This window comes from Paenibacillus lentus (genome assembly GCF_042714055.1).
Taxonomy (GTDB): Bacteria; Bacillota; Bacilli; order Paenibacillales; family Paenibacillaceae; genus Fontibacillus; species Fontibacillus lentus_A.
On the sequence record NZ_JBHGVC010000006.1, the window covers coordinates 220,275 to 240,908 of the forward strand.

18 protein-coding genes, 1 tRNA gene and 1 pseudogene are annotated in these 20,634 nt (G+C 41.8%); 9 read left to right on the forward strand and 11 right to left on the reverse strand.

What is annotated here, in order from left to right:
• Positions 1 to 10: 10 nt before the first annotated feature.
• From queA to ACE3MQ_RS16210, 9 genes are all read right to left on the reverse strand, one after another.
• On the reverse strand, positions 11 to 1,039 hold the full coding sequence (queA, locus tag ACE3MQ_RS16170; RefSeq protein WP_379394438.1) for a tRNA preQ1(34) S-adenosylmethionine ribosyltransferase-isomerase QueA: 1,029 nt from the start codon (positions 1,037 to 1,039) through the stop codon (positions 11 to 13).
• Between the two features lie 9 nt (positions 1,040 to 1,048).
• Positions 1,049 to 3,163, reverse strand: coding sequence for a SpoIID/LytB domain-containing protein (locus tag ACE3MQ_RS16175; protein ID WP_379394440.1), 2,115 nt, complete (start codon positions 3,161 to 3,163; stop codon positions 1,049 to 1,051).
• Between the two features lie 54 nt (positions 3,164 to 3,217).
• On the reverse strand, positions 3,218 to 4,222 hold the full coding sequence (gene ruvB / locus ACE3MQ_RS16180; RefSeq protein ID WP_379394599.1) for a Holliday junction branch migration DNA helicase RuvB: 1,005 nt from the start codon (positions 4,220 to 4,222) through the stop codon (positions 3,218 to 3,220).
• Positions 4,223 to 4,257: 35 nt separating this feature from the next.
• Positions 4,258 to 4,875 carry a Holliday junction branch migration protein RuvA gene (ruvA, locus tag ACE3MQ_RS16185; RefSeq protein ID WP_379394442.1) on the reverse strand — a complete coding sequence of 206 codons (618 nt, stop codon included), beginning with the start codon at positions 4,873 to 4,875 and terminating at the stop codon, positions 4,258 to 4,260.
• A complete protein-coding gene (ruvC, locus tag ACE3MQ_RS16190; RefSeq protein WP_379394444.1) occupies positions 4,872 to 5,375 on the reverse strand; it encodes a crossover junction endodeoxyribonuclease RuvC in 504 nt (167 codons plus the stop codon). Before ruvC ends, ruvA begins: the two co-directional genes overlap by 4 nt.
• 220 nt (positions 5,376 to 5,595) lie before the next feature.
• Positions 5,596 to 6,300 (reverse strand): BofC C-terminal domain-containing protein, encoded by a 705-nt coding sequence (locus tag ACE3MQ_RS16195; protein WP_379394446.1) that lies wholly within the window; start codon positions 6,298 to 6,300, stop codon positions 5,596 to 5,598.
• A 124-nt stretch (positions 6,301 to 6,424) separates the two neighbouring features.
• Positions 6,425 to 6,498 (reverse strand) — tRNA-Pro (locus ACE3MQ_RS16200).
• 153 nt (positions 6,499 to 6,651) lie between these two features.
• Positions 6,652 to 8,334 (reverse strand): ABC transporter ATP-binding protein, encoded by a 1,683-nt coding sequence (locus tag ACE3MQ_RS16205; protein ID WP_379394448.1) that lies wholly within the window; start codon positions 8,332 to 8,334, stop codon positions 6,652 to 6,654.
• A 42-nt stretch (positions 8,335 to 8,376) separates the two neighbouring features.
• The gene (locus ACE3MQ_RS16210; RefSeq protein WP_379394450.1) at positions 8,377 to 9,732 is read right to left on the reverse strand and encodes a PqqD family peptide modification chaperone; all 1,356 of its coding nucleotides are present in this window, start codon (positions 9,730 to 9,732) and stop codon (positions 8,377 to 8,379) included.
• A gap of 522 nt (positions 9,733 to 10,254) precedes the next feature.
• On the opposite strand from ACE3MQ_RS16210, the gene ACE3MQ_RS16215 reads away from it, so the two are divergent.
• The 3 genes from ACE3MQ_RS16215 to ACE3MQ_RS16225 are packed head-to-tail and all read left to right on the forward strand — an operon-like array spanning position 10,255 to position 12,182.
• On the forward strand, positions 10,255 to 10,638 hold the full coding sequence (locus ACE3MQ_RS16215; protein WP_379394452.1) for a GntR family transcriptional regulator: 384 nt from the start codon (positions 10,255 to 10,257) through the stop codon (positions 10,636 to 10,638).
• Positions 10,635 to 11,507 carry an ABC transporter ATP-binding protein gene (locus ACE3MQ_RS16220; RefSeq protein WP_379394454.1) on the forward strand — a complete coding sequence of 291 codons (873 nt, stop codon included), beginning with the start codon at positions 10,635 to 10,637 and terminating at the stop codon, positions 11,505 to 11,507. Before ACE3MQ_RS16215 ends, ACE3MQ_RS16220 begins: the two co-directional genes overlap by 4 nt.
• A gap of 15 nt (positions 11,508 to 11,522) precedes the next feature.
• Positions 11,523 to 12,182: an ABC-2 transporter permease gene (locus ACE3MQ_RS16225; protein WP_379394456.1), complete on the forward strand. Its 660-nt coding sequence runs from the start codon at positions 11,523 to 11,525 to the stop codon at positions 12,180 to 12,182.
• A 310-nt stretch (positions 12,183 to 12,492) separates the two neighbouring features.
• Here the strand turns inward: ACE3MQ_RS16225 and ACE3MQ_RS16230 are convergent.
• Positions 12,493 to 12,651: pseudogene (locus ACE3MQ_RS16230) on the reverse strand (YnfA family protein); the annotation flags it as partial.
• Between the two features lie 178 nt (positions 12,652 to 12,829).
• On the opposite strand from ACE3MQ_RS16230, the gene ACE3MQ_RS16235 reads away from it, so the two are divergent.
• The 3 genes from ACE3MQ_RS16235 to ACE3MQ_RS16245 all read left to right on the forward strand — a co-directional run bounded on the left by ACE3MQ_RS16235 (position 12,830) and on the right by ACE3MQ_RS16245 (position 15,359).
• A complete protein-coding gene (locus tag ACE3MQ_RS16235; RefSeq protein ID WP_379394458.1) occupies positions 12,830 to 13,753 on the forward strand; it encodes a tyrosine-type recombinase/integrase in 924 nt (307 codons plus the stop codon).
• Positions 13,754 to 13,846: 93 nt separating this feature from the next.
• Positions 13,847 to 14,956, forward strand: coding sequence for a D-alanine--D-alanine ligase family protein (locus ACE3MQ_RS16240; protein WP_379394460.1), 1,110 nt, complete (start codon positions 13,847 to 13,849; stop codon positions 14,954 to 14,956).
• The gene (locus ACE3MQ_RS16245; protein WP_379394462.1) at positions 14,940 to 15,359 is read left to right on the forward strand and encodes a GNAT family N-acetyltransferase; all 420 of its coding nucleotides are present in this window, start codon (positions 14,940 to 14,942) and stop codon (positions 15,357 to 15,359) included. The genes ACE3MQ_RS16240 and ACE3MQ_RS16245 overlap by 17 nt, the downstream gene beginning before the upstream one ends.
• On the opposite strand, the gene ACE3MQ_RS16250 is transcribed toward ACE3MQ_RS16245, so the two are convergent.
• Positions 15,336 to 17,816: a P-loop NTPase family protein gene (locus ACE3MQ_RS16250; protein WP_379394464.1), complete on the reverse strand. Its 2,481-nt coding sequence runs from the start codon at positions 17,814 to 17,816 to the stop codon at positions 15,336 to 15,338. The two genes, ACE3MQ_RS16245 and ACE3MQ_RS16250, sit on opposite strands and share 24 nt — an antisense overlap.
• Positions 17,817 to 18,160: 344 nt before the next feature.
• Between ACE3MQ_RS16250 and ACE3MQ_RS16255 the strand changes: the two genes are divergently transcribed.
• The 3 genes from ACE3MQ_RS16255 to ACE3MQ_RS16265 all read left to right on the forward strand — a co-directional run bounded on the left by ACE3MQ_RS16255 (position 18,161) and on the right by ACE3MQ_RS16265 (position 20,568).
• On the forward strand, positions 18,161 to 19,135 hold the full coding sequence (locus ACE3MQ_RS16255; protein ID WP_379394466.1) for an aminoglycoside phosphotransferase family protein: 975 nt from the start codon (positions 18,161 to 18,163) through the stop codon (positions 19,133 to 19,135).
• A gap of 42 nt (positions 19,136 to 19,177) precedes the next feature.
• A complete protein-coding gene (ant(6), locus tag ACE3MQ_RS16260; protein WP_379394468.1) occupies positions 19,178 to 20,032 on the forward strand; it encodes an aminoglycoside 6-adenylyltransferase in 855 nt (284 codons plus the stop codon).
• Between the two features lie 62 nt (positions 20,033 to 20,094).
• Positions 20,095 to 20,568 carry a GNAT family N-acetyltransferase gene (locus ACE3MQ_RS16265; protein ID WP_379394470.1) on the forward strand — a complete coding sequence of 158 codons (474 nt, stop codon included), beginning with the start codon at positions 20,095 to 20,097 and terminating at the stop codon, positions 20,566 to 20,568.
• Positions 20,569 to 20,634: the final 66 nt, after the last annotated feature.

The following is a 20,634-nucleotide window of genomic DNA, read 5'->3' on the forward strand; positions in this document are numbered from 1 at the left end:
ACCATCCTTCTTAATAAATAAACATAGCATCCCCGAAGCTGAAGAAGCGATATTTCTGCTCAACGGCTTCCCGGTATGCATTCAAAAGCTGCTTTCGTCCGGCAAGTGCGCTGACAAGCATGACTAGTGTAGACTTAGGCAGGTGAAAGTTGGTAAGCAGCGCATCCACCAGTTTAAAAGTGTAGCCAGGGTAAATAAATATCCCTGTCCAGCCGCTCATCGCTGTAATCGGGCCATGGCCGCACTTTCCGGCCACGGTCTCCAGCGTGCGGGCGGAGGTCGTTCCTACAGCAATGACCCGGCCTCCACGCTTTTTCGTGGCGTTCAGCAGCTTCGCCGTCTCCTCGGATAGAATATAATACTCCTCATGCATAACATGATCCTCTACTCTTTCCACGGACATCGGGCGAAAGGTTCCCAGCCCCACATGCAATGTAACAAAAGCGATGTCTATTCCCTTAGATCGAACCTGCTCCAGCAGCTCGTTGGTGAAATGCAGGCCAGCGGTCGGTGCCGCCGCAGAGCCTTCATGCTTTGAATATACGGTCTGGTAACGCTCGCGATCGTCCAATTTTTCTTTAATATATGGAGGCAGCGGCATCTGCCCAAGCCGATCCAGGATTTCATGGAAAATCCCATCGTATGAAAAAGACAGCACCCGCTCCCCCATATCCCCTTCACTTTCGATTGTTGCCTTCAGCTCATCTCCGAATGTGATTACGGCGCCGGCCTTTAGTTTCTTGCCGGGCTTGACTAACGCTTCCCACCGATCCTCGCCTAAATTCTTAAGCAGGAGAACCTCGGCTTTCGCCCCGGTGTCCTGCTTTACACCGAATAACCGGGCAGGAATAACCCGAGTATCGTTTAATACAAGCGTGTCTCCAGGCTGCAAGTAGCTTAAAATTTCCGGAAACATATGGTGCTGAATATCCCCATCCATTTTATTTAAAGTCAGCAGCCGAGATGCGCTTCGATCCGCAAGCGGAGTCTGGGCAATTAGCTCCTCCGGCAATTCAAAATCATATAAGTCAACATTCATGTAATAAGATCATTCCTTAACAATAGTGACGTTCTGATAATAGTGTTGCAATATGGCTGCATAATCATACCCCGCGTCAGCCATTCCCTTGGCTCCCCATTGGGATAATCCGAGGCCATGGCCGTTGCCGCGACCTACGAACAGAAATCGATTGCTCTGGTCAATCACTCGAGCGGCTCCATCCGCTCCCATTACGACCATACTGCCCCCGCTCCAGGCAGCTGCGCCCGTTGAAGACAGTACAGGCGTTCCAGAGGTCGCCGTCCCTGTAGACGTTGTTCCCCCAGCGCTCTGAACAGTATACCTACCGGTAGCTGCAATATTAAACAACGTACTAGGCAGCCCGCCGAAAGCCGAGCGGAACAAGTCCGGGTAGCGAACATCGAGGTTTTGCCCGTTGGCTTTTATCTGCGTTGCCCGGCCAGATGGCCCTCGCTGTGTAATCTCCAAGTTGAGGATGGGCGAGGGGGATTCCGTTGCCGTCTTGCCTTTCAGAGATTTCAACAGCTCGTCCGAGCTGTATGGGCCGCGAATCCATGAATATGAGCTGGATTCATCAACGATACTCAGAACAACTGCCTGATCCCCAGGATTCATTTGGGCCACCGGGCTTACATCCGCTTGAATCATCGGAATCGGGCGCACATTCGTTGCATTTGCCGTCACGGTCATTTTAGATAAGCCCGCTGCAGTCGCTTCTCCCGTCAGCTTCACATTATCCTCTCTTACATAGCCCGCTTTTCCCGAAGGAAGCAGTACATGATACCATGACTTCAATCCGGTCTGTGCTGCCTTATCTCCTTCACTGATCATGCTGCCGAACGTTGAATTCGGATTATTCCATACTTCCGATGAATCTGCCGTCATCCCACCGCTATTGGAGGAAAAAATCGCTTCAACAATTCGGCCATTGGATTTTATGACTTCCCCAGCCGTGCTGTCAACAGCTTGTACGATGCTATCCACTTCTTTTTCTACACCATTATAGACCTGGCTTAAAGTCGTATCCACAAGACCCGCGACCTTAAACTTGTTCCCTTCTGCGTGAAAAAGCGCGTAACTCCGGGCTGCGACGGCCTGCGCCTTCAACGACTCCTGCGGCCAGGAGCTGGGCACCTCCGCTGCGACTACCGAATATAAGTATTGCTCCAATGGAACATCGTTCACGAGAGCTAGCTGTCCATTTACTGAGCTGATCTCGAAATCTCCACGATATTTGCGGGCTGATCTCTCCGTTACCTGAATGACGGAATCCTCGCTATCGCGCACAACAAGCTTCGCATTCACGCCGCTGAGCGCATAATGAGCGATGGCCTTTGACGCATTTGCATCTCCCGTAACGTCCCGATACACGATTAATGCCGGTGCCTGAGCATCGACCGCCGATAAATTCAATTGAGGCTGAAGCTGCAAAATTTGCGCCTTAAGCCCCGCCAATGCCGCTTCGCTAACAGCTCCGCCTACCCACACAGCATATTGATTTGCTCCAACGAGAACTACCCTTGCTTCGATTCCAGGCAAGTTCAACGCTTGATGATAGGCTTCTGCTTCCGCTCTGCTTCCGAATACGCCTGCGGAGTAGTAATAGCTGCCATGTATAGATGGCTGTTGATCACCTATTTGTCCTGCAAGCGCCTGAGTAACCCGTGCCACCGCTGCTTGTGCATCTTCTGCGCTGGCATAAGGGCCGGTATATATTTGATATACCGTGCCGCCGGCTTGCTCCGATGCAATCGCGACAGGCTTGTCTGTCCCTGCTTGCAGCTTCTTTATGGCAGCCGAAGCAGTTTGCCAATCCGCGCTCTCCAGCGCCTTGACTTTAAACCCTTCCACACTAAACCGAGCTGTCTCGCCTGGACTGAAATCCACCCAACTCTCTAAGCCGTCTCCCCTTTGCGGCCCTGCCTGCCATGCTGATTCCGCGGTCATTGTCACGGCTGGTACCGTTGCTTTATATGCGCTCCCTGCGTCCAGGAACATCGCTACGCGCACGCGCGTGTCCGGCATCTCATCGGCACTGGCTGGAAGCTGAAGCATTCCGCCCAGCAAAGTTGCGGCTAATATGGCCGCTGCCCACTTGTGTGTCCTGCTTCTTTGTCCTCGTCTCGGTTTTGGTCTAGTCACGCTCCGTAATCCTCCTCGTTAACGTATAATCCTTCCGTTATTTCACTAAATCTATCAAGAATCTGCAGGCACCGGCAGGCCTAAATGCTGATAAGCAGCAGGCGTTACCATTCTACCGCGCGGCGTACGCTGCAAATAACCAATTTGGAGCAAGTAAGGCTCATACACGTCCTCGATCGTCTGACCCTCTTCCCCGATGGTCGCCGCAATCGTATCAAGTCCGACAGGACCGCCTCGAAAGTTCGTGATCATCGCCCGAAGCATCTTATGGTCGATCATATCCAGCCCCATAGGATCAACCTGCAGCATTTGCAAAGCTTCCTTGGCAATGTCGTTTGTAATGTGCCCGTCTCCCCGAACCTGGGCAAAATCTCGAACCCGCTTCAGGAGGCGGTTGGCAATCCGCGGCGTTCCCCTAGAGCGCAGCGCGATTTCATCGGCCGCATCACCTATAATATCGATGCCAAAAATATCAGCCCCCCGGCTGACGATATAGCTAAGCTCCTCCACCGTGTAAAATTCCAGTCGGTTCATCACTCCAAAACGATCCCGCAGCGGCGCCGACAACAGCCCGGCTCTTGTAGTCGCACCGATTAAGGTGAATGGCGGCAGATCCAGCCGCACGGATCTTGCGCTCGGCCCTTTTCCGATCATGATATCCAGGGCAAAATCCTCCATCGCCGGATACAGCACCTCTTCGACCGTCCGATGCAGCCGATGGATTTCATCAATAAATAGGACGTCCCCTTCCTGCAAATTCGTTAGAAGCGCAGCTAAATCTCCTGGCCGTTCAATCGCCGGCCCTGAGGTCGTGCGCAAATTGACGCCAAGTTCGTTGGCAATAATGTTCGCCAGCGTCGTTTTCCCGAGTCCCGGAGGGCCGTATAACAATACATGATCCAGTGCTTCGTTGCGCATTTTTGCGGCTTCAATATATATTTTCAAGTTTTCCTTGATTCGGTTTTGTCCGATATATTCCGCTAAATAACGGGGACGAAGACTAAGCTCCACCGCCTGCTCTTCCATCATTAAGTTCGCGGATATGATCCGGTCTTCCATCATCGCTTTCTCGCTCCTTCCCCTTTAACCCAAAATCAGCCTGCATATAGCAGCTTGAGCGCTTTTTTCATGACCGAATCCACCTCTTCGGTCGGTTTGACCGAATCCTTCAACTGCTGCCATACACGGTCAAGCTCTGCATCGGTATAACCAAGCGCCTTCAATCCTTCTCTTGCTTCCGGCCATCCCGGATTCAGCCCATCCAGTTCTTCCAGATCCGCCGGCAGTTCATCGAACAACGAAGGCCCGCCTAAGCCGTCAAGCTTATCCTTCAAATCAAGAATCATGCGCTGGGCCGTCTTCTTGCCGATCCCCGGGAGCTTCGTCAGAAACGTAATATTCTCCTGCTGAACCGCTGCAACGACATGATCCGGATGCCCCCCGCTTAGAATGCCGAGAGCAACTCGCGGACCAATTCCTGACACTTCGATCAGCTTACGGAACAGCTTCTGCTCCTCTCTCGTTGGAAAACCGTATAGCAATATAGCATCGTCCCGTACGTGATGGTGAGTATACACGGTAACCGTCTGTTCATTTTTAGCGGCAAAAACATAAGGATTCGGGCAATAAACGCGATAGCCTATGCCCTGAACGTCCAACACGACATAATCATTTTCCAAATGAGCCACCTGGCCCCTTACAAAATCAATCATGACCTCAGTACCTCGTTTATTTTCGAATTTAATGTATAAGAATGGGCATGGCAAATCGCCACGGCCAGCGCATCCGCTACATCGTCCGGTTTCGGAATCGCTTGCAGCTTCAAGAACATTCTCGTCATTTCCTGCACCTGCCTCTTCTCCGCTTTGCCGTACCCAACGATCGCTTGTTTGATTTGCATGGGTGTATACTCAGAAATCGGCAGATTCCGCTGTGCCGCTGCCAGTACGAGCACTCCCCTCGCCTGACTGACCGACATCGCGGTGGTCACATTGCGGTTGAAGAACAGCTTCTCCAAAGCCACCGCATCAGGCTGGTATTTATCGATGAGCTGAACCATGCCCTCATAGACATGAAGAAGCCTTTCCTCTTCTGGTGTGTGTGCTTCTGTCTGAATGCAGCCATATTGTACAGGTATACATTTGCTGCCTTGTTTATCAATAAAGCCGAAACCGACGATGGCGATGCCGGGGTCAATCCCTAAAATTCGCAAGCTTAATCTCTCCCCATGTTTGTTGCGGCCTCCGATTTCCCCTTAATATAGGAGAACTCTATTGGAACTGAAGCCTATGTCCAGATAACCGAACATATGTATTCACTTATTATATCAAAAGAATTGATCCTGTTGAGGAAAATCTTTGTAGAACTTGTTTTTGGCGACAAAAAAAAGAGACGTTAAATTAACGCCTCTTTGGCCTGACAATATATACGCTTTATTCATCACTTTGTTGCATGACTTTCCTCGCAGGCAAAGCCGCAAATTCGCTAAAAGTTGACAGCACGCTGTTGTACTCCTCTACGTCTTGTATGCGAATTCCCTGATGCAAGTGCAGTAGGACGTCCGGGGGCAGCGAGCTTTCCATCGTCTCTACATCCAGTTGAAAGAAGGTTTTTAATACTTTTTCTTTATCGGGCGGGCCTTCAAACAAGCTGAGATTTCCCTGCTGATCAATCCCGAAATACCCATTTCTCTTGCACGTCTCCGACAACTCATTGATGCGCTGCTCAAACCACACATCTCCTTCGGCACCGATAGTACCCTGCCAATCCGGATTTTCGTGAGATAATCTGATCACTTCATTCGGAGTCATCGTTCCAAGGACAGAGCTTTCTTGTCCACAAGCATATATTTTGTTTAATCGTACGATCCGCGGTTGATCGCTTCGTTCTAATTGTTTGATCCAGTTCGCCGCTTCAGGTTCAGCTTCCTGCCCTGTTCCTACGGCAGCTTCTTGTAGGATGCCCAGCGTTTCAAGCGCAATAGGCTCCTTCGTCATCAATTGTTCCATTTGATTAGACAACAGCAGGCCCAGCCAAGTCATCAGCGTGACCAACCCGCAGCCGCCTATGGTCCAAATAGCCCGTCTCCACTTTCTCCAACGACGTCTCAATTGCTTCTTGATACGGAAGATATTCACAGGTATCCCCTTCTATCAGTCAATATTTACTGTTATTGTGACCGGAGGGGTTATGAAATATACAACATGCCATGTGCACAAAAAAAGAAAGCAACCATCTAATGATGGCTGCTTCCTGTTCATATCGGGACGACACGATTTGAACATGCGACCCCCTGGTCCCAAACCAGGTGCTCTACCAAGCTGAGCTACGTCCCGAAGTATGTAACATTGCTAGTGATCCGTTTTTGGGTCACTTCTAAGATCATATCACCCCTATATAAATAAGTCAACACTAAATCTAGTAAATTAAAACAAGGAAGCTGCCGCTCATTGTCAGCCCCCTTGCATTAACCCGTTTGGCGCTTGGTCTCATGATCCTTGCAATAGAAGAGTTTGCTTATATTGATCCAAATCGATTACTTTATTAATAAATTCATATTGATCAGTTTGATGCGAAATCATGATTAAAATATTACAAAGCTGCTCGGCATTTAAAATGCCTGCGATCTGATCTTTCGTATCTATATCCAAGTTCGATGTCGCTTCGTCTAAAATGATAATATCCCTTTTGGCCAAAACTGCTCTTAAAAACGCGATTACCTGCGTTTGTCCTCCTGACACGCCAAATCCATTCTGCGAGATCTCCGTATTCAATCCTTTTTGGAATTTTTCAAGATGACCCATTAAGTTATATTTCTGGGCTGTGATAATAATATCCTCAATTGTTTTATCTTTTTGTCCATAAAGAATGTTATCCGCTACAGTTCCTTTAAATAAAAAGACACTTTGGGAAACTATGCCTATCCGATTTCTTATTGAATCGATATCCAAGAGCGAATAATCTTGTTCGTTTATTAATATTTGTCCATGAAGGGGTTTGTACAGGCCCGTAATCAGTTTGATCAAAGTAGTTTTTCCTGAACCGTTTAAGCCGCGAAGGAGCACTCTATCTCCCGTTTTAAACTCAAAGTTCATGTTTTGGATAACCCATTCATCGCTGGTTTCATATTTAAAGCTTACTTCATTAAAACGAATTGTGCTGATGCCTTGCTCAAGCTTCCGGGCATCGGCATTATTTTCTTTTTCGGTTTCCAGTATCCCCTTAATTCTGCTTATGCTTACGCACACCGGCTTTAATGTAACTTCTATACTGCCAAAGGCTTGAGTAGTCGAAAGAAGCTTCGACAAATATAACGAAAAAGATGTATATATCCCTATGGTCAGGTGATTGTTTAAAATTAAAATTCCTGAGATGAATAGAACGAATGTCGTAACCAAGTTGTTGCTTAAGATGATGTTTTGAACAAAAAACACAAAATTCAAACTTTGCTTGAGCAGACTCTTAATCATGCTTACGAGCTTGTTGTTAAGTTTTTGAATCTGTGTGCTCTTACCGACTAGCAGCTTGATCTCTTCTATTCCATTTAACGTCTCGAATACCTCTCCATTTAATTGAGCAGATGATTCATACACTTTAGTGGTGCTTTCGGATATTTTTTTAGATGCATGCCTGGAAATAATAAAATAAAGCGGAATGATGATTAAGGTTGTAAAAGTAAGCGTGGAGCTCAGTTTGAACATCACGAACAACGAGAATATAAAATCAAAGACGCCGGTCAACGTCCCTAAAAAAGAGGGGGAGAACAATACGCCTAAACTTGAAGACTCCGCGATCCTTCCTAAAATATATCCTTTATCATGTTTATTATGGAAGGCTAGGGGAGCATCTATCACCGATTCTACGGTTGATACTCTAACCTTATTAACAACCTCATATTGAACCTTGGAAAAAACATAGGAGTAACCTACGTTTGCCATATAACCAAGGATGTATATTGCTGCCATTAGAAGAGCAATTTTTAATAATTCGAAATGGCTTTTATTCATTAATATAATATTATCAATGGAATACCCGATTAAATAAGGAATCGGGGTGATCAGCAGAGATGACAGTCCCATGCCTATGATTCCGACCATAAATTTATACTTCGATTGCTTTAGATATGGCCATAAAAAAAGGAGATTTCTATATTGGAATTCCTTTTTTTTCATGTTATTTCACTCCAAGGCCTTATAATATTTACTTCTATCGTTCTAAATAAGCAGCTTCTCCTTGATCAAGGCCGGAATCTTGTTCTTATACCATGTGCAATTATCTCCTATTTCCTTCGCTTTAATGAGTCCTCTTAACACACAGGCACTGCAGTAATATATATTGGGACAGCTCATGCATTCACTCGAATCAAGTTGTGGGGAGGGCATATTGAAAAAGGCTAAAATGTAGTCTCTATTTTCGTGGTAAAGTGTCTTTATGTCCTTCTCTAGCACATTGCCAATACTGCTATCGAAGTACTTTAAATTATCCATCGTACAAATTTTCACGTCGCCCCGGGATGAAACCACGCAGTGGGATGTCAAAGCACCGCAATTTTTACTTTCGGAACGATTGCTGTCGATAATGGATATAAAGTTGCTGTATTTATTATTAATGATATTCAGTTTCTCTTCTAGTAAAACCATATCCTCAGAGGTCAAATATAAGTCATTATCCGCTCCCATGGCTCTACCTAAGGAAAGAACGGGAGAGATGCCAAAGTGCTCTATGTTTAAGCTATGTACCCAATCTGCGATTTCCTCAATTTCTTTCATGTTTCTTCTTGTAATGACTGTTGCAGTTCTCATCTTCACATTGTTTTCCGCTAGCTTCATTATATTGCGCTTAATTCGATCCAAAGTTCTTGGGGCTTTAGTAAACCAATGCAAGTAATCATCGTCTAAACTATGAATATCGATTTGAACAACAAAACGGGATTTATTCTGTATAATGATGTCCATGATCTCTTCCGTTAAAGCAATACCATTGCTCAAAAAAGAAATTTGGTCATACCTTAAGCTTAGTGTATACAATAAAATTTCCTTAAGATCAGGATGAATCGTAATTTCTCCCCCAGTCAATTCAATGGTATGAACGCCTAATTCCTCAAACTGAAACAATACCTTTTTGATATCATCCAGGCTCATATCATGATTCCCGACTTTTCCGTAATCGCCATAACAATGCAGACATTTGATATTGCATCGGTCGGTTAACTCTAGCGTGACGACTTTGGGATACATCGATTTTTCATCCACGATCTCGTATGAAATATGTTTCGGTGCTCTGCTGTAAATCACGTCAATGCCATGCTGCTTAGATAAATTCATTATAAATTCTGTTACTTTCATATCTACGACGTCATATTTTTCGTTATATTTCTCAGACAATAACGCAATGACTTCATCATAAGTTCTCGTACCGTTGATGGAACGAATAATTTCTGCGCCCGTAGCATTCAAAGAAAATGAATGACATTTTCTCTTTTCCAAATCCTCATATACTTCCATTACGATAATTTGATCCGAGTATCTCTTCAGCTTTAGGCTCTTATTCCATGAAATATAGTTTTTCATCGCCAAACCTCCCATTCCTCTAAATATTAGGAATAATATGACCAGGACTCATCCCTGATTGAAGTAAGCGACTATGAATTTAGGGATAAGTCCTCCAACTTCAATATTAGTCAATTGTGTTCAGACCGCTCAGTGCAGATACAAGAGTCAATGCCGTAACCGTACATGCCGCACACGCCAAACATCCCCAACATGTAATGCCATTTGGTTCAACGCTTGGAGTTACCATATTTATTTCACCTCCTTTCTATATAAAAGAATAAAATTTGATGTAATTCCTTTAAATGTAATTTCTATCTCGATATTAGTTTACGCAGAATCTAAATTCAATAGATTTGCAGATGATATTTTTTACAAATTATAGAACTAAATACAATTTTTTAATTAAAATTATTAGGGATTATTTCGTTTAAATTACTTTAGAGGAAAAATTATGCTTAAAAGCAGTGGACAATTTGATTTTTCAAGCGTAAACTAAAAAGTGTATATATCGTATATATACAAAATAACAAAGAGGTCGATATGGACATTTCAATCGTATATTCTTTAAAGCAGCCGATTTATGAGCAAATCATTGAGCAAATTATTTCGCAAGTCTTAAATGGCAAACTGAAGGAAGGAGATCAGCTGCCGTCTATAAGAAAGCTTGCCAGTGAACTTAAGGTTAGTGTAATTACTACTAAACGCGCTTATGAAGAATTGGAAAGAACCGGGTACGTTAACACCGTTTTAGGAAAAGGCACATTTATCGCCTTCCAAGACAAAGAGAATATGAAGTTAAAGCAATTGGAGGCCATTACCCGAGAATTAAAGCGCCTTATTCCTGAATGCAGAAGGTACAATATTGAACTTAATGAGTTACAGAACCTTGTGCAGGCTATTTATGAGGAGGAAGATGGATCTTGAACGAGGAAGAAAACATTTTGGAGGTAACCGATATTTGCAAGAAGCATAAAAGGTTTGAGCTGCAGCGGGTCAGCTTCTCTCTCAAAAGAGGTTATATTATGGGTTTTATAGGCCCTAATGGAGCAGGCAAAAGCACCACGATCCGCTGTATTATGGGCCTCACTCATCCTGATAGCGGCCATGTCAAATTATTTAATAACGACGCCCAAGCAAATATGAAATCCCTGAAACAACGCATCGGCTTCGTGTATGACCAAAATGTATTTTTTGAAGATTTGACTGTAGAGAGGAACAAACAAATTATTTCCATGTTCTATGATCATTGGGATGACAAGGCTTTTTATGACTACATCACAAAATTCGGCGTGCCTCTTTCCACGCCTGTGAAGTCCCTCTCCAAAGGGACGGCCATGAAGTTCGCTCTGGCTGTCGCACTTTCACACCATGCAGAACTGATCATTATGGATGAGCCTACATCAGGACTCGACCCCATTTTCAGAAAAGAATTGCTGGATGTATTGCTTGAAGTCATTCAGGACGATGAAAAAGCTATTTTTTTCTCAACTCATAATATTTCGGATTTGGAGCATGTGGCAGATTATATAACCTTCATTAATGATGGAAAAATTCAATTCAGCAAGGAAACAGAAACAATCCTTGACGATTATTTCATTATCAGAGGCCCCAAAAATCTAAAAGAGCTTGTAGAGGAGCACCGTCCTATCGCCATCAAGCAAACCTCCTTGGGATTTGAAGCATTCATGGAAAGGGAGCGACTAAAGCGATTGGATATGCACCCGGAGCTCAAATTGGAACGCCCCTCGCTGGAAGACGTTATGTATTATGTTGTGAAAAGCCAGATGGGGTAAAAAGGAGCTAATTGTATGTTGAAATTGCTTTTAATGGAATTGTACACCCAAAAAAAAATAGCCTTTCTGATTCCAATCATTATGTTTCCCCTTTTCCTTACGCTCGGCGATAAAATTTCAGGCTCAGATCCGTTCCCCACGATCATTTTCAGTCTAGCTGTAGGGTTTATCAGTTATTTTCTTACGAGCTACTCCAATTCGAACACGGGAGAAACTGAAAAGCTTCAATACAAGCTGCTGCTGAGCTTGCCGGTTTCCCGCAGAATGATTATAGCCGCTAAATACGCCATGGTTTCCCTATGGTGGCTGATATCTTATATTTGGCTGATTTTGGTGCTGTTACTGTTGAAATATGCAGCAGGCCTCCAAATGGAGCAGCCGATTTTAAACTGGGAAGTCACGTTCTTATCCTTATGCTGTTCTTATTTCATGAACGCTATTTTCTATCCCTTCTATTTCAAATATGGATATCGAACAGCGAATATCATCGGCATTATGGTGTTTTTTACGCTATCAAATATTGCAGGAAAAATAGGCTCTCTTAACTTGTCCAGCCATGCAGTTTTTGCTTCTGTGTTAGATTACCCGCTGGCGGCCTTTGCTTCTTTGACTGCTGTCTTAGTTTTATTTGCTTATATGATCTCCCTCCGTATTTTCATAAGGACGGATTATTAAGTTCTCATCCAAATGATTTCATAACTATATCTATATCGGGGTGAATTATGAATCTGAACAATTCTAAAATCTTCTCTTTTATTATGGCGGCTGTATTTATCATCATAGCCTTATCCCAAGCCTTAAGCGGTTATTATGCTGCCATTTTCCCATTCGCATGCGCTTTAATTTTTCTATATAGAGGCTTTAATCAAAAATAAAGATAACAGCTATAGTAAAAGCTGGGTACAGATGGCTTCATTCTGCGCCAAGCTTTATTTCACGGATGCTTGCTTATTCGACTTACCACCTTTCAACATCCCAAGCAAGATTAGCTTCTCGGAGCCCAAAGCATGACGGATACTCCGACGATGCAAATAGCGGCTCCCAACCAATCATACTGGTCGGGAGTCTTCTTATCGATAAGCCATCCCCATACCACCGCAAGAACGACAAACACGCCACCATAAGCCGCATAAACTCTTCCAAAATCTCCCTCTTATTTCTCATGCAAAGTGATGTCTATAACTATGATTCAAAGTCAATCTGATTATGCTAACTTATAGCTGCACCAGCGTGTAGTTTTTACCTCCCATCCACCAATTCGACAAAAACCGACACCACCTTCATACTAGGTTACAAATACATAATTTGGGGAGGGTTTACACATGCTTGATCTTTCTATGATGTTAGAGCATTACTATGATTACTGTAAATATCAAAAAAATTTAAATTCAAAAACATTGAAAGCATATCAAATAGATTTAAAGCAGTTTCTGCAGTTTGCTCAAAATTCCAAGCAGGAGTTGACCAAAAGCAATGTTTCTAATTTCGCAAGGCTGCTGCACAAGACATATAAGCCTAAAACGATAAAGCGAAAACTGGCAAGCATTAAAGCGTTTTGCAATTGGCTGGAGTACGAAGAATTCATTAAAGAAAATCCATTTGCCAAATTGAATTTAAAATTTCATGAGCCCTATGTTCTCCCACGAACGATACCTCTAGATATCATTGAAGTACTACTGCAGTCAGCTTATCAAGTCTTATCTCATGAAACAGCGTCATCTTATAAAAAACGTACATATTTGCGTGATGTTGCGGTTCTGGAGCTGTTATTTGCAACTGGCATAAGAGTTTCTGAGTTATGCTCGTTAAAAGCTAATGATATTAATCTGACTAATGGACTGGTTCGCATCTATGGAAAAGGTTCTAAGGAAAGAATTATTATCATAAGCAATGCTGATGTGCTGACAGCACTTAAAAATTACAAAGCCGCTTTTGACCAGCAAATTGAAGGCATCGGGTATTTTTTTGTTAACAGAGTAAACAACCGTTTATCAGAGCAGTCCGTGCGGCTGATGATCAGTAAATATACCAAAAAAGCAAACATTGCAGAGCACCTGACTCCGCATATGTTCCGACATTCGTTTGCTACTTTATTATTAGAGGAAGATGTAGATATACGATATATTCAGCAAATTCTAGGACATAGCTCCATTACTACGACTCAAATTTACACGCATGTTTCTACAAAAAAGCAAAATGACATCCTCACCTTAAAGCATCCACGAAATCGCGTCTCCATATATTAGCCAAACCAGGGACTGATGGCCTCTTTTGCCGAATCAGTCCCTGGTTTGAGTAAAGGATAATATGTAATTATCCTTTAATGAAGGAGAGAGCATATGTACACACACCAAAAAAAGGTTATTGATCACTACATACAGCAGGCCATTTCTGTTAAAGATAGAATATTACTTGTACTTGTTATGAATGTTAAAGATATAACGGTTAATTATAATGACTACTCCTCCACGTCCGTAATAAGCGAATACTATTCATATAAGCAGTATGAAGAGATAATTAGTGCTCTGCGTAGTTGTAATTATGATGTGAAATCATATTTTGATGAGAACGATTTTATATCTGATTTTCAATCGGGTATACTCCGTGACAATTATCCGCGTAAGCTTGTCGTTATTAACTCGGCACAAAAAGGAACAGGGGCTGGTCGCAAATCTCTAATTCCTGCTTTTTGCGATTTGCACGGCATTACATATACAGGTAGTGATGCTTATACTGTAAGCTTCGCCAGAGATAAATATCACTGGTTTAGTTTTTTGCAACAGGGTGGTTTTCCTACATGTAAAAGCTATCTATTTGATCCTAATCATCATTGGATTATGAACCAAAAACCCAAAAATGGACAGCGAGTTATAGCAAAGCTTAATGGCGAGTCATCCAGCATAGGCTTAGATAAAGAAAACATCTTCTATTACTCTGAGGATAAAGATCAGTTTCTATTACAACTAAGTCAAAAGTTTAACCAGCGCATTATCGTTGAGCAGTTTATTTCAGGAGAGGAAGTAGAAGTTCCTGTAATTTCATCTCTTCAAAATACCTGCAGCTTATTTCCCGCAAGTATTACTGTGAATGGAAACAGTGATTTGAACGATACCATATTAGACTATACCATTCGTGGAGATCATTTATTTGATTATGAACTTTACTATCAGAAGAATCCGCAAATTGCAGAAGATATTATGAAAACTACTGAAGAGGTAACTAAAGCCATGAATATTCAAGGCTTTGGACGAATCGATTATCGAATCAACCATTTTAATGAATTCTTTATTACCGACATTGCAACTAATCCTCATATTACCCAAAGCATGACATTTTGGTTTGCTTACCGCCAAATGGGCTATAACTACAGCGATGTGTTACAAACTTTAATTGGCACTGCACTAATTCAAAATAATGTAAGGATAAATTCATATGAATATTCACTATAAATGCCAATTGCCGACGATAGAGGGATGGAAGGCATTGCGAAAATCTGCTGGATGGACAATACACACAGATCAAGATTTTCACAATGCCGGCCGAGGAACACTATTTGGCGTAAGTGCGTATCATAACGCTCAAATTATTGGAATGGGGCGGATTGTTGGAGACGGGAGAATTTGTTTCTATATTCAAGATGTTGTTGTAGCTCCGGAATACGAACGCAACGGGATTGGTACTGAAATAATGAAGCGGCTACTAAAATATATTAATGAAAATGCGGTGCCCAATGCTGTTGTTGCGTTAATGTCTTCTCGAGAAAAAGAAGATTTCTATTCTCGTTTTGGTTTCATTAAGCGCACAGATACAAATGGCTTTGGAATGCACTTACCACAAATCCCAATTATTTAGCGCACTAAATACATAACCTCTTCCATAGTAATTCCATGGATTGACTTGCATTTCACTGGTGCTGTTCAGTAGAACAGTCTCCCATTGTCGATAATCTGGACGGGCTAAACTAGTTTTCATGAAATGGAGCAATTTGGTTTTTCGGCGCATCATAAGAGAACCACCAACACTATCCATTTTGTCATCTGCAATTTTGACTAACTGTGCTATTGCATCCTCTGTATTTCCTAGTAGATACTGAAATACTGCGCAATTTACAACTACTCGATAATTATATATCTTTTCAGGATCACCATGACTTGCCTGCAAATTACCCTCGAGCTTGAGTGTTTCAAATGCTTCCTCAACTTTACCATCTAAAGCCAAGAAGATGGACAAATTAGAAGTATAGAAGAGTCTTTCCGCACATAAGGGCATGCCGGTTATCATCCCTTTAAATCCTTCAACACATTCGCTTGGCTTAAGATATCCTGATAAATATCCTGATAATAAATAGTTATTAACGGATATTCGGATACGGGGAAAATCGAAATTAGGATTTTCCTCCATGAGATCCCTTGCTTTTTCAGCCGCTTTGAAACTATCTTGATAACGACCGCAGACGCATAGTGACGCTGAATAATTAATTAATGATATGTAATATTGCTTAAGATTTGTCCAAAGATGATTATTACTGCTATCAGGTCCAAAGTAAGCTACAGCCTCTTCAATCTTACTACAAGCAATTTCACAATCATAAACGGATGAAGATATCAGATTTAGCCTATGCAATCGATCTCTAGCGGTATCATCATGTCCTATTCGTTCACGGAGTGAATCAATAATCTCTTCTTCTATTTTGCGAGCAGTTTGTAATTCATTAATATGTATATACATTGTCATTAATCGTATTTTAACCCGTTCATAGATATCCCGTTCATTTCCGCAATGGTCTAGAGAAGCATATTGACTAAGTATACGAATCCCTTCTTTACGGAAGTCGGCATCAATTTTTTTGGAATACGTTAAGGAACGTAAAATTTGTTTTTCGGCGATTAATTGATTAGGCAGAGTATCGTTAATAGCACTGATTTTAATATATGCTTCATTATATTGGTTTTTTTGATATAGATGCATTGCTGCTTTCATACTATCTACGTAGGATAAATATTGTGGATGTTCTCTTAGCAGCACCTGTGCTTGTTCTGATAAAGAAGGAGTTACATCTCCATTCTCTCTAATTTGCTTAATGATTTCCAACACGAATAAAATAAGTCCTTCATTTGTATCCCCAACTTTAAATCTGTATTGAGCTCTTCTATGATAATGATCTGGAGCAATTTCACTGATACATTTTTCTATTTTTCTGTAATAAACTATTTCCTGACTTGAAATTTTCATTTGAAAAATATCACGGATAAATTCATGCGCAAATTTTAGTTGGCCGTAACGAGGTTCGTGAACCAGTTCCATACTTCTGGCATTATCAATAATACGATTAAAATCATTATTTTCTAATTCAGTAATCCGATTAAGCTCAAATTTCGAAAACGTAACGCCTAAAATAGATGCATATTCCAAAACAAAATTAATTTTACTTGACTCTAGCCCGGAATCATTTAGTCGACTTTCCAATACCTGCAGCAGTAACTTTTTTATTCCCTGATCCACATTGCTAAGATCCACATTCTTATTAGTGAGTTCTCGTATCAATTCTTTGAGCATTGTCAAATGCCCCTTCACTAAAGAGTGCAGCATCTTCTTTTCGGTAATTGATAAGCTTCCGCTATAATTAAGCATACGAAGGGCAATATCAAAATCGTCAAACTCCATTTCGGGAAATGGAAGCTTAACAACACATTCTCTGTTAATTACTGCATCGATCCGATTTCTATAACTATTCTCCTGATCTGTAGTAATTGTAAATAGAAACAGTGCATTACTTAAAAATTTATATTTTTTTTGAGCGTGATTTAGAATGATGTACATCAATAAGAGAGATCTTTCATCCCAATAATGAAAATGATCGCAAAAAAAGATGAGACGATATCTTTTCGACAAAGTCTCGATTTTACATACAATATCCTGCTCTATTTCATTTAGAATCGAGTCTCTGCTTTTCTTTTTTGCATTATTTTGATCAAACATTAAATTCAATAAAATTTTTAACGGTTTCCCGATACTTGGAATACTTTCTCCAAGCTCTGTGATCGATTTTTGAAAGGACTGCCTATCAAAAGATGAAGTGTCATTAGACAAACCATCTAGAAATGGTTTGTAATCTCTATCGATCAACTCTTTGTCGCCAACCAAATATAAAATTTTCGTATCTTCATCCTCGTAGCTTTGTAAGAATGATTCTACGGAATAAGATTTTCCACATCCTGAAGGACCATTTATTACAATTTGTTGTGATCCATTTTGTATTTCTGTTCCTAATCGCTGAACAAATCTTTTCTCGTGAGGAAAATACATCATTTTCACTTCCGTTCAGTGTTATGGATAATTACATATTATCCTTTACTAGGGCACATTATATCATATTAATAGGACATATTCACTATTTCTCCAACAAATCCACTTTAATCCTGCATGTAAAATAAATGTAATTGATAACTTCGTGAGTCTCTCTCTAACCGAGACATTTACGTGAGCTGTTATGATGGGACGATGGACACAGCCACTTCCTCATCCGAAATTCAGTAATACGCATACTAATATGTACATTACAACTCTTTATATTTCCATATGCTATTATCATTATATGAAATAGGGACAAAAAGTCAGTGTTGCGATTCGCTGTTAATAAGGAGGATAACTTCATGCACAAACTCAAGGAACTTTTAAGTCGGCATTATGGACTTAGCGCAAGGCAGATTACTCCACGGCAAGGCGGTTGGTCTGCCCTCGCTTATCAAGTGGAGACGGAGGAAGGGCTCACCTTTTTGAAAATGTATGAAAAAAGCCGGGCTTCGACACCTAAATGGACCGCATTAATCGATCAATATGTTCCCCTGCTGCTCCGTCTTCATCAATATAGCTCCTTGCAGGGAAAGCTTCCTGTGCCGCTGCTGACGGTCGACGGACGATGCAAATGCGAGAATGATGATGGGATTTTCTTGTTGTATGAGCATATCGACGGAGAAACGATTGGTTCGAAGTCATTGACGGATGCTCAAATCGTCCAATTAGCCGATATCATGGCGGAATTGCATTCCTACGACGAGGTATTTGTATTGGATACCTTAGAGCAAAGCATTCTTCCATTGAAAGAAAATTTCGAGCTCCCCTTCCTCCCCTCCCTGTATAGAGCAATAAATGAGCTTTCTCCATCGATAGCGGATGCCGGTAACATTCATGAAGTACTTGCACCTTTCAAAGAGCCGTTAATCGCGTTAATGGACTCCGTTCAGACGCTTTCCCAGCGCTTGCGGCAGCGTTCTCTGCGCTACGTGCTTTGTCATACGGATCTGCACCATTGGAACCTGATGTCGTCGGACGGTCAGTTAATACTCATCGACTGGGAAGGGATACGGATTGCTCCGGTGGAGGCGGATTGGATGTTTATTGTAGATAAGCCCTATTATGAAGATTTTCTAACCGTATACCGCAAACGCCACCCTAGCTTTGTTCCCGACCCGGAATGCTTAAGCTTCTATCAAGGCAGGCGCAGGCTGGAGGACATCTGGGAATTTACGGAGCAGCTACTATACGATACCCAGGATGCCGAAGAACAGGCGGATGCACTTAGCAGCTTGAGGAAAGAGCTTCAACAACTGCCATTAAATCCGAGGTGATTATACTTTGAAGCAAAAAAGTTGGAATGGAGGTTTTCGTTATTGAGAAGTGAACAAGAAATGATGAGGATGTTTGTAGATTTTGCTAGGAAGGATGATAGAATTCGATTGGTGGCTTTAGAAGGGTCACGTACAAACAAGAATATCTCCCCTGATCCATTTCAAGATTACGATATTTCATACTTTGTAACAGATATGGATTCTTTCAAGTTAGATGATCAGTGGCTTGGAATTTTTGGGAAGCGTATTATGATGCAAAAACCTGAGGATATGGAGCTTTTCCCGCCAGAATTAGGAAATTGGTTCTCCTATTTAATTCTTTTTGAGGATGGAAATAAATTAGACCTAACACTTATTCCAATTCAGGAAGTAGAGGATTACTTTGCCAATAGCGACGGATTAATTGAGGTCTTGCTGGATAAGGATGCTTTGATTCAAAATGAGGTAACCGCAGATGATCGTCAATATTGGATTAGAAAGCCAACTGCAAGGGAGTTTGACGATTGTTGTAATGAGTTCTGGATGGTTTCAACTTACGTCGTAAAAGGATTAGCAAGAAGAGAAATACTATTTGCTATTGACCATTTAAACGAGATTGCACGACCTAATTTACTTCGCATGATGGCTTGGCAAATCGGTTCAGAGCAAGGATACACCTTTAGTGTGGGGAAGAACTACAAATTTATAAATCGTTACCTTCCTATAAAAGATTGGGAAGCATTACTATCAACCTATTCTGAGAATGGGTATCAAGAAATGTGGAAGTCTTTATTTACTTGTTATGAGTTGTTTAGAAAATACTCAACGACTGTCGCAGAAAATCTCGGATATAAGTATCCAGATTATGATGAAGCCATCACTAAGTATACGATAAATATTTATAACTCATTGATATGATAGTGACTTCGTAGATTAAATTAACCAAAGCTTTTTAAGAATTAGTAAAGGAGAATTTTTTTATGAATTTAAGGCATGTGCTTGAATCTGATTATTTCCCAGTGATCTCCGTAATCGATGATTGGTGGGGCGGTCGGCATATGGCTGACATGCTGCCAAAACTATTCTTTCAACATTTTCGTGAAACAAGTTTTGTAGCTGAACATTCCGGTCAAATCATTGGCTTTTTAATCGGATTTGTTTCGCAAACCTATCCAACGGAAGCGTATATTCACTTTATTGGTGTGCATCCGGAGTACAGGAATAGTGGAGTTGCAAAACGTCTGTACCAGATGTTCTACGAAACGGTGCAAGAAAAGGGATGTGAAGTAGTCCGTTGCGTCACATCACCAGCAAACAAAACTTCAATCGCTTTTCACACGCGCATGGGATTCCAGATTGAGAAAGGTACTGGCGAGGTTGACGGTGTCCAAGTTACTGTTAACTATGATGGGAAAGGACAAGACCGAGTTTTGTTTATAAAAGATTTGCCATAGATATGACCTCCTCCACCGTAACAGCTGCTAATTTCATTTCTATGGCTTTCACCTTCACTTTTTTCC

What these genes read in the sequence shown, in the direction of transcription:
- queA (WP_379394438.1), bottom strand. Translation starts at nt 1,039, where the DNA reads ATGAATGTTGACTTATATGATTTTGAATTGCCGGAGGAGCTAATTGCC.
- ruvB (WP_379394599.1), bottom strand. Translation starts at nt 4,222, where the DNA reads ATGGAAGACCGGATCATATCCGCGAACTTAATGATGGAAGAGCAGGCG.
- ruvA (WP_379394442.1), bottom strand. Translation starts at nt 4,875, where the DNA reads ATGATTGATTTTGTAAGGGGCCAGGTGGCTCATTTGGAAAATGATTAT.
- ACE3MQ_RS16205 (WP_379394448.1), bottom strand. Translation starts at nt 8,334, where the DNA reads ATGAAAAAAAAGGAATTCCAATATAGAAATCTCCTTTTTTTATGGCCA.
- ACE3MQ_RS16210 (WP_379394450.1), bottom strand. Translation starts at nt 9,732, where the DNA reads ATGAAAAACTATATTTCATGGAATAAGAGCCTAAAGCTGAAGAGATAC.
- ACE3MQ_RS16215 (WP_379394452.1), top strand. Translation starts at nt 10,255, where the DNA reads ATGGACATTTCAATCGTATATTCTTTAAAGCAGCCGATTTATGAGCAA.
- ACE3MQ_RS16225 (WP_379394456.1), top strand. Translation starts at nt 11,523, where the DNA reads ATGTTGAAATTGCTTTTAATGGAATTGTACACCCAAAAAAAAATAGCC.
- ACE3MQ_RS16235 (WP_379394458.1), top strand. Translation starts at nt 12,830, where the DNA reads ATGCTTGATCTTTCTATGATGTTAGAGCATTACTATGATTACTGTAAA.
- ACE3MQ_RS16240 (WP_379394460.1), top strand. Translation starts at nt 13,847, where the DNA reads ATGTACACACACCAAAAAAAGGTTATTGATCACTACATACAGCAGGCC.
- ACE3MQ_RS16245 (WP_379394462.1), top strand. Translation starts at nt 14,940, where the DNA reads ATGAATATTCACTATAAATGCCAATTGCCGACGATAGAGGGATGGAAG.
- ACE3MQ_RS16250 (WP_379394464.1), bottom strand. Translation starts at nt 17,816, where the DNA reads ATGATGTATTTTCCTCACGAGAAAAGATTTGTTCAGCGATTAGGAACA.
- ACE3MQ_RS16255 (WP_379394466.1), top strand. Translation starts at nt 18,161, where the DNA reads ATGCACAAACTCAAGGAACTTTTAAGTCGGCATTATGGACTTAGCGCA.
- ACE3MQ_RS16265 (WP_379394470.1), top strand. Translation starts at nt 20,095, where the DNA reads ATGAATTTAAGGCATGTGCTTGAATCTGATTATTTCCCAGTGATCTCC.